Here is an 8,677-nt window from a genome sequence, read left to right as displayed (position 1 = left end):
GCATTAACCCTTGAAACTCGTCCTTCTCGACGGCCGCCGCAGCGACGACGCACAATAGGGGGCTAGCCGGCGCCGGTATTTCGCCGCCCGGGTGTCCGACATCATCCGCCCGCCGTTTGGGGCCGATCCGTCCATGAGCCAGCAACCCACACACATCGTCGTCGGCGCCGGTATCAGCGGCCTGAGCGCAGCGCATTACGCCGCCCGAAGCGGCCAGGACACCCTGGTGCTGGAGGCCGACGCCCGTCCCGGCGGCTGCATGCACACGCACGGCTTTCCGGAACTCGACGGCTACTGGGTGGAGGCCGGCAGCCACAGCTGCTTCAACAGCTACGGCAATCTGCTGGACATCATGGACCAGCTCGGGATCCTCACCCGCGCCACGGCCAAAGCCAAGCAGAGCTACAAGCTTTGGCGCGGCGGCGAGCGCAAGTCGATTGTCTCCGCACTGCACCCCTTGGAGCTGCTGCGCTCGCTCCCGAAGCTCTTCGGCAGTGAAAAGGCCGGCGCCAGCGTGCGCGAGTACTACGGCAAGGGCCTCGGCGAGAAGAACTATCGCGATCTGTTCGGCCCTGCCTTCCGCTCCGTGATTTGCCAGCCTGCGGACGATTTTCCGGCGGAGGCCCTGTTCCGCAAGAAGCCGCGCCGCAAGGACGTGCTGCGCAGCTTCACCATGCCGGAGGGCCTAAGCGAGATCCCCAGGGCCATTGCCGCGACGCCCGGCGTGCGGGTCAAGACCAGTGCCATCGCAACCGCCATCACACGCGACGGCGACGGCTTCGCGGTCACCTGTGCCGACGGCACAAGCCATCGCGCAGACTGGCTCACGCTGGCGGTGCCGCCGGACGTGGCGGCGACCCTGCTGACAGACGCCGCCGCCGAGGCGGCGGCCATCATCGGCAGCATCGGCATGGCAGAGATCGACACCACGCTGCTGGTGCTCGACAAGGCCGACGTCGGTGTGGATGCCCTGGCCGGCTTCATCAGCGTCGACGGCGCATTCCTGTCTGCGGTATCGCGGGACTTTCTGGAGCATCCAGCGCTGCGCGGCTTCGCGTTTCACTTTCCAGGTGACCGGCTGGATGAGCAGGCGCGTATCGATGCCGCATGCCGAGCGCTTGCGGCCGATCCCACACGACTGCGCGCCACGGCACACGTGCGCAACCGCCTGCCGGCCCTGCGCAAAGGGCATCCAGAGCGGGTATCAGCGCTGGACCGGGCGCTCGCCGGTGGGCGCCTAGGCATCACCGGCAACTGGTTCCTCGGCGTCTCCATCGAGGACTGCGTCACCCGCAGCCGCAGCGAGCACGAGCGCCGCTTCGGCGCACTGGCGACGGCGGCCGCCTGATTCCAGCGCTCGCCCCTAGCGTGCCGGCGAACATTCGCGCACATGCCGACCTCAGCGGACGCGCAGTTCATCCCGCTCATCTCTGCGCACCGATTCGCGGAGGCCGACGCCATCAACGGCCAGCTGGCAGCCGCCTTTAGCACGCTGGACGAGCAGGATTTCACCCGCCGCAGCCATTTCATCGCCGGCCGGTTCGAAAACCTCTATCTGGACCGTACCCGGCTGCCGGGACTGGCTCGGGTGCTCGATTTCGCCACCGCCGCCGGCACTGAGCGCCTCGGCCCACTGTGTCCGCCGCTGCGCTGCGGCTTTTGGCTCAATGCCATGCCGCCGGGCAGCAGTACGAGCCGGCACAACCACGCCGAGAACGACGAGCTGCTCTCCGGCGTCTATTACGTCACCATGCCCGCCGACAGCGGTGCCATCTGCTTCGCCGACGGCCCCTTCCAAGTTCGCGTTACGCCCCAGGCCGGTATGCTGATGCTGTTCCCGCCGGATCTGACACATTGGGTGGAGCCGCACCGGGGCACGGGCCTGCGGCTGTCGGTGGCCTTCAACCTAGGCCCGGCGGCGGAGCCTCCGAATCTCGCCCTGCCCGAGTCACCGAGCTGAGCCCCGGGGCTTGCCCCCATGGGATTGACGCAATGTGCTCAGCGGGACTCGCGGACGATAATGCGCTCCACCTCGGAGACGCGGATGCGGCGGCCGTCGAGGGTGCGAATAGTCTGCTCGCCCACATCGCTGCGCCTGGCCTCGAAGCGCTCCACGGCGCCTGTGATGGGGTTTGCGACCTCCACGGTGACCACATCACGCGCCCGCTCCCAGCCCTGCAGCAGGGCAAGTGCGCTGCCGACGATCATGGTCACCACCACGACGCCCGCCGCGGTTTGGATCAGATTGCGGCGGGAGAAGAGCGCAGACACGCTGCCCGTACTGTCCTCGTTGGTCTCACGCCGGCCGACATTGCGATCGCTGCCGCTCGCGCGCTGGCGAACGGCATAGAAAGCCAGCACGATGATGGCGGCGGTGAGGAGGAACTTCCCGAGCATGACTGTGTGTCTGAGCCTATATCGCGCTGAGCCGAGCACGGCATCACGTCGCCGACGCCCGAGCGTCGGCACAGAGCCCCGGTGGCGGGCGGCGTCCCTTGTCGGCGAAGGCGGCCGGCGCTAGGGTGCAGAGCTGCCGGACCGCGCAGCCGGCTGGCGTTGTCGGCCTCGCCATTCTCCAAGGAGTACCCCCCCGAAACTCATGCGAAGCATACTGAGCCTCGGCACCATACTTGGCTGTCTGCTGATGCTGCAAGGCTGCGATGCACCGCCGAAGCCGAGCGGCAATTTCCACCACGCGGTGCAGAGCGCCGACCTGGTACAGGTGAAGCGTCACTTGTACTGGGGCACAGACCCGAATCAGCCTGGCCCCGGCGGGCAGCCGCCGTTGAACATCGCCGTGGGCGACGGTAAGGTCGCCATCGCGAAAGAGCTGCTCAAGCATGGTGCTGACCCCATGGCCGCCGGCCCGGATGGCGACTCGGCGCTCATGACCGCGCTGGTGCACGGCCGCGTGCCGGCGGCCGAGCTGCTCCTGCAACGGGGCGCCAAGGACGACCCACAAGCGCTGTTGCGCCAGCTCATCGAGCGCGGCGCCCTGGACCGTGACACACTGAACCTGCTGCTGGAACGGGGCGCCGAGCTCGGCAGCGCGGGCACGGAGGGCAGGACCCCGCTGGCGCTGGCCGTGCAAAGGAACAACGTCAACATCTCCAAGCTGCTGCTGGAGCGCGGAGCCCCACTGGCGCCCCAAGGCAAACGCCCCGAAGATGCCCCCGAGCCCTGGCTCCCGACCGCCGCCGACATCGCCGACCCCGTCATGGTTCAGCTACTGCGCCGCTATGGCGTCATAGACTAGCGACGCCCGACGAAACGCCGCCGACGCACGTCGGGCCTCCTGGCGTCGGCACCGACCTACGCCGCCGTAGGTCGGCGCTGAGCGACAGCGAAGCCCGACTATACCCGTCGCGCGTATAAATCACCGCACCCGGCAACCCCGCCGCATGCACATCCCGGCGGCGCTTTCGGTAATCTGCGCGCCTCCCCAAGCCACAGCCGCGTGCGCGCAAGCCATCGATGCATCACCTCACCGAGATTCTCGCCCTCCTGATGGTGCTTGGCATCGGCGCGCAGTGGCTGGCCTGGCGCTTTCAGATCCCGAGCATCGTGCTGCTGAGCCTGGCCGGGCTGTTGATCGGCCCGGTGCTCGGCATCCTGCGCCCGAGCGAGGCCCTGGGCGACGGTTATCAGCCGCTCATCAAGCTCGCCGTGGCGGCGATCCTGTTCGAGGGCGGGCTGTCGCTCAGGTTCGCCGAGCTCCGGCAATCCGCGTCGGTGGTGTTCCGGCTCACCACCGTTGCGGTGGCGCTGTCGCTGGGCCTGACGGCCTGGGTTGCGCATAGCCTCGTCGGCATGGACTGGGCGGTGGCGCTGGTGTTCGGTGCCATCACCGTGGTGACGGGCCCGACGGTGATCCTGCCGCTCTTGCGCCAGGCCAGGCTCAAGCGCCGGCCGGCCTCTTTCCTCAAGTGGGAGGGCATTGTCAACGACCCAACCGGCGCGGTGCTTGTGGTGGTCGCGTTCAACTACTTCGTCGGCGCCGAGGCGGGTCAGCTGCATGCGACGTTGCAGCAATTCGGCATCGGCGTCGGCGTCGCCCTGCTGCTGGGCGGCGTCGGCGGCTGGGCGCTGGGCCGCGCCTTCCTCGCCGGGCTCGTGCCCGAGTATCTCAAGGGCGCTGTGGCGCTGGCGGCGGCCATCGGCGCCTATGCCCTGTCCAACCTGGTGCTGGAAGAGTCCGGGCTCATCGCCGCCACCGTCATGGGCGTGGTCCTGGGCAACATGAACTTGCCGAGCATGGGCGAGATCCGCCGCTTCAAGGAGTACGTCGCGGTGCTGCTGGTGTCCGGCGTCTTCTTGCTGCTGACGGCGGATCTGGACCCGGCCATTCTCGCCGCGCTCGACTGGCGCAGCGTGCTGCTCATCGTCGCCGTTGTGTTTCTGGTACGCCCGGCGGTGGTGTGGCTGTCCACCCTCGGCGCCGGTATGAGCTGGCAGGAGCGGGCCCTGGTGGGCTGGATCGCACCCCGCGGCGTGGTGGCCGCCGCTGTCGCCGGCGTGTTCGGCCCGTTGCTGGCCGAGCGCGAGCTCGCCGGCGCCGAGCTGCTGCTGCCGCTGGTGTTCGTGCTGATCTTCACCACCGTGGTGCTGCACGGCTTCAGCCTAGGCTGGCTCGCCCGCAAGCTGGACCTGAGCGCCCGGCGCCACGGCGGGCTCATCATCGCCGGCGGCAGCGCTTGGAGTAACGGCCTGGCCGCCAGCCTCCACGAGCAGGAGGTGCCCGTCATCGTCGCCGACAGCGCCTGGCATCGGCTGCGCAGCGCCCGCCAAGCCGGTGTGCCGGTGTACTTCGGCGATCTGCTCTCGGAGCATGCCGAGCATGCCCTGGAGCTCGGCGCCTTCGGCAGCCTACTCGCCGCCACCAACAACGACGCCTACAACGCCCTGGCCTGCGCGCGCTTTGCACCGGAGCTCGGCCGGCAGAACATCTTCCAGCTCGCCGGCAACGACAGCGCCGAGCCCCACAAGCCCGCCCCGGAGCTGCGCGGGCGCACCGCCATGGGCCAAGACGTGCAGTTCGAAGACTTGCAGCGGCGCTGGTACCAGGGCTGGGGCTTTCGATGCAACGAGCTCACCGACACCTTCGACGCCAAGGCCTTCACGGCCGCGCTGCCCGACGGCGCGGTGCCGGTGCTGGTGATCGGCACGAGCAACGCAATCCGCCTGCTGGAGGCGGACAAGCCCCTGCGCGCCGAGTCCGGCGAGCGGGTGGTCTGGCTCGGCCCCAAGGGCAGCGAGGAAGCGCACGAGCCCGATGAACGGGCGGCGGATCGGGCGCGGCCGTTGGTTTGACTTGAGTTTCGAGGGGCGAGGGGCGAGGCTGCGGGATGCTCAGCGACACGGCACAGGTGCGTCGTTCAGTGAGCGGGGAAGGACGATGGTGATCGCTCACCGCGGCTGACCCCGTCGCGGCGTTGCGCCACCCCTGGGGCCGCCGAGTTGCACTCGGCACCACCGTCGATCCAACCTACGCCGGCGGCACGCCGCTGCGCCGCCCGATCCCGCTCACACCCCAAAACGCCAGCACCAGCACACCGATCCAAGCCGCCGCCAGCAGGCCGATGACGCCGTCGTAGCTGCCGGTGAGATAAGCGAAGGTCGCGGTGTCGTCGGCGTCCGTGAGCCGCCGCGAGAGCTGGATCACGAACACCCAGCCCGCGTGCAGCCCCACGCCCCAGGCGATGTGCCCAGCGCGCTCGCGCACCAGCGCCAGAAACACCCCCACCAGGAACAACGCCAGCAGGGAGTCCAGATGGCGCCAGTCGGCGACACCGGTGAAGACGCCGGCGAACATGGCCCAGCCGCCCGCCCAGTCGAAGGGCACGCCGGGCGGCAGGTCGTGCGGCTTCATGAAATGCAGCAGCGCATACAGCGCCGCAGACCAGACCACCGCCGCGCGCAGGCCCTCGCGGCGGCGGATGGCCCCATACAGCGCACCACGAAAGAAAAGCTCTTCCAGCAAGCCGATCAGCAGGCCGCCCACCAGGGCCGGGACGGCCTTCTCCAGCACGAACCAGACCAAGCCGTCAGCCGGCAGGTCTGCCACCCGCACCTCGAGCGCCAGCAGCGCCCAGATCAGCACCGCGAGGATAGCGACGCCCAACACCCAGCCGACGGCGACCTTCAGCAGAAAGCGCCGCCGCGGCAGCTTGAGCCCAAGCGCCGCCTTGCTGTCCAGCCGCAGCAGCGCAAGAAACGGCCAGAGCCCGAGCAGGATGTAGATCTGCGCGAGCCGCCCCATGACCCGCCGCGGCGGCTCTTCGATGAGGCCGGTCTCCATCAGCGGCACTGCGGTCAGCACTGCCAAGAGCAGACAGCAGAACAGGTAGGCGAAGAAGACCGCGGTGGTGCGCATGGGGGAAGTTTGAAGTTTGACGGGTGAAGTTTGAAGGGGTGGGGTCAGCGTGCGGATGGAGCCGAGGCGCTGGATCTGCGATGCTTGATGCTGACCTGAGACCTGGCTGAATGCCTGCAACACGCCCTGCTCAGCCGGGAACAAGCGGCCGGCTTTGCCCATGTTCAAGCAGCATCAGCGGCCGCACACCGAGCAGCGACAGCGCCGACGCCATGCCGTCCCCACCACGCCAAGACCGCCCACCCTTCAATGTCGCGGGCCGCCTGTGGCTCAGTGTGGATGAGGTCGCCTTCCTGGGAGAGGAGCGCATTGCGCTCTTGGAGCAGATCGAGCAGCGCGGCTCCATCACCCAGGCCGCCAAGGCCGTCGGTGTCAGCTACAAGGCGGCCTGGGACGCCGTGGACGCCATGAACAACCTGGCGCCGGCGCCGGTGGTGGCCACCGCCACAGGCGGGCGCGGCGGCGGCGGAACCCGGCTCACGGACGCCGGCAAGCGGCTCATCGACGCCTATCGCACCATTGCGGCGGAGTACGAGCGCTTTCTCGCCGGCGTGAATGCCGCCTTGGGCGACACCGGCGGCGTGCTCGGGGATTCCGACAGCGCCCTGGACCTGCTCCGCCGCCTGGCGCTGCGCACCAGTGCGCGCAATCAGTTCGTCGGGCGCATCACCGCCGTCACCGTGCGCACCGTGGATGCCGAGGTTACACTGGCGCTGCCGGGCGGCGAGCGCATCACCGCCGGCGTGACCAACGAGAGCGTGGAGCGCCTGGCTCTCAAGCCCGGCCGGCGCGTCTGGGCGCTGGTGAAGGCGGTTGGGGTGGATGTCCTGGCGGCACCGCCGACGGATCTGCCGCCGCGCAGCAATGCCCTATGCGGACGCGTGGAGCGCATCCTGCGCGGCGACGGACCAGCAGAGGTGGTCATCGCGCTGGGCTCAGGTGTGACAGTACGCGGCGTCACCACCGCCGAGCAGGTCGCACAACTCAACATCCACGAGCAGGGCAAAGCCTGCGCCGTCTTCCCGCCGGCCGCGGTCATCATCGGCGTCGACTGAGCCGCCACGGCGCCTCACAGCGGCGGCATCCTCGCCCCTCGCCCCTCGTCACTCGTCACTCGTCACTCGTCACTCGTCACGCGTCACCCGAAAAAAACCGCACCTGCACATCCCGCGGCGGCGCCAGATGCGGCGCGGTGGTCACCAGCAGCCGGGCGCCCGCACGCGCATAGGCCTCGGCGTTGCCGGGGTTGATGCCGCCGGCGGCGGCGACCACGGCGGACGAGCCCTGCCCGGCAAGCCGGGCGGCGACCTCGGCCACCTGCTCCGGCGCAAGCTTCTCCAGCTGCAGCACGTCCGCATCGGCCCAGGCGAGGGCCTCGTCCGGCGTCGCGACCTCAACCACCACGCGCTTCTCCGGACACAGCCGATGCAGCCGGCGCACCGTCTCCGCCGGCGTCTCGCCACGCAAGAACTGTCGATGCTCGGCGAAGATCAGGATGGTCTCGGAGAGGCCGTTGCGGTGCATCACGGCACCGCCCGCCTTGCACGCCTTCACCGCCAGCCGGCGATTGCCAGGCACATTCTTGCGGGTGCAGGCCACCAGGGCATGCGGATTGCCGCGTCGGGCGGCGACGACGATGTCCGCGGCGCGGCTCGCCATGCCGCCGCACCACTCCATCAGCGTCTGCGCGCTCTTCCAGCCGCGGTGGAGGACACCGGCACTGCCGTGGGCTTCGAGCAGCAGGGTCTCCGGCGGCGCGTCGTCGCCGGAGGCCGCGTGCGCCACGGCCTCGGCGCCGCAGAGCTCGAGCATGCGCACCGCCTCCTCGACGCCGCAGACGGTCATGGGGTCACGCGCAAAGAAGCGGATACTGCCGGACTCATCGGCAATGCCGAGCGACTCGGTGGTGAGGTCGCCGAAGGGGACATCCTCGGCCAGGATCTGGTGCAGCTCGTGGTCGCTCAGGACCGGGGGTACGGACACAGGCATGGGTCGATTCCGTAGGGATTGGGACGTGGCGGTTGCCGCAATTGTGGTGAAGTCGACGAGGCGCCGGCACGGCACACGCTGCGCTCTGTCGGTGCGCGCCGGGCGCAGATGGAGCCAGTAACACGCTATATTCTGGTTCATATAACGCAGTCAGGCGGGCACGCCGTGACGTTGACCGGCCCGGGGGTCACGCTTGCGGACTTCACCGGGACCTTGTTGCGTGACACTGATTGCACCGTTCCCCCCCCAACTCCTTGGTTTTGTGCGGGTGTCCCCCAAAGCCCCCGACACCACCCCCCCGCCCCGGGCGAGCCC

8 protein-coding genes are annotated in these 8,677 nt (G+C 69.2%); 5 read left to right on the top strand and 3 right to left on the bottom strand.

The window, feature by feature from the left end; genetic code table 11:
* Nucleotides 1-133 precede the first annotated feature (133 nt).
* Both I6U14_RS08500 and I6U14_RS08495 read left to right on the top strand, forming a co-directional pair.
* On the top strand, nt 134-1,348 hold the full coding sequence (locus I6U14_RS08500; protein ID WP_296898454.1) for an NAD(P)/FAD-dependent oxidoreductase: 1,215 nt from the start codon (nt 134-136) through the stop codon (nt 1,346-1,348).
* Nucleotides 1,349-1,390: 42 nt separating this feature from the next.
* On the top strand, nt 1,391-1,960 hold the full coding sequence (locus I6U14_RS08495) for a putative 2OG-Fe(II) oxygenase (RefSeq protein ID WP_296898453.1): 570 nt from the start codon (nt 1,391-1,393) through the stop codon (nt 1,958-1,960).
* 38 nt (nt 1,961-1,998) lie between these two features.
* Here I6U14_RS08495 and I6U14_RS08490 read toward each other — a convergent pair whose 3' ends face one another.
* The gene (locus I6U14_RS08490) at nt 1,999-2,397 is read right to left on the bottom strand and encodes a hypothetical protein (protein ID WP_296898452.1); all 399 of its coding nucleotides are present in this window, start codon (nt 2,395-2,397) and stop codon (nt 1,999-2,001) included.
* Nucleotides 2,398-2,599: 202 nt separating this feature from the next.
* Here I6U14_RS08490 and I6U14_RS08485 point away from each other — a divergent pair, with 202 nt between their 5' ends.
* Both I6U14_RS08485 and I6U14_RS08480 read left to right on the top strand, forming a co-directional pair.
* The gene (locus tag I6U14_RS08485; RefSeq protein ID WP_296898450.1) at nt 2,600-3,256 is read left to right on the top strand and encodes an ankyrin repeat domain-containing protein; all 657 of its coding nucleotides are present in this window, start codon (nt 2,600-2,602) and stop codon (nt 3,254-3,256) included.
* 218 nt (nt 3,257-3,474) lie between these two features.
* Nucleotides 3,475-5,310 (top strand): sodium:proton antiporter, encoded by a 1,836-nt coding sequence (locus I6U14_RS08480; protein ID WP_296898448.1) that lies wholly within the window; start codon nt 3,475-3,477, stop codon nt 5,308-5,310.
* A gap of 175 nt (nt 5,311-5,485) precedes the next feature.
* On the opposite strand, the gene I6U14_RS08475 is transcribed toward I6U14_RS08480, so the two are convergent.
* Nucleotides 5,486-6,535, bottom strand: a complete 1,050-nt coding sequence (locus I6U14_RS08475) for a CPBP family intramembrane glutamic endopeptidase (protein WP_296898447.1) — start codon at nt 6,533-6,535, stop codon at nt 5,486-5,488.
* A 50-nt stretch (nt 6,536-6,585) separates the two neighbouring features.
* Here I6U14_RS08475 and I6U14_RS08470 point away from each other — a divergent pair, with 50 nt between their 5' ends.
* The gene (locus tag I6U14_RS08470; protein WP_296898446.1) at nt 6,586-7,428 is read left to right on the top strand and encodes a TOBE domain-containing protein; all 843 of its coding nucleotides are present in this window, start codon (nt 6,586-6,588) and stop codon (nt 7,426-7,428) included.
* 76 nt (nt 7,429-7,504) lie between these two features.
* On the opposite strand, the gene modD is transcribed toward I6U14_RS08470, so the two are convergent.
* On the bottom strand, nt 7,505-8,362 hold the full coding sequence (gene modD, locus I6U14_RS08465) for a ModD protein (RefSeq protein WP_296898444.1): 858 nt from the start codon (nt 8,360-8,362) through the stop codon (nt 7,505-7,507).
* Nucleotides 8,363-8,677: the final 315 nt, after the last annotated feature.

The sequence above is a fragment of the Thiohalocapsa sp. genome (assembly GCF_019695415.1).
GTDB lineage: Bacteria > Pseudomonadota > Gammaproteobacteria > Chromatiales > Chromatiaceae > Thiohalocapsa.
Note: the sequence above shows the minus strand (reverse complement) of the source record. Positions and strands in the feature narration are given on the sequence as shown.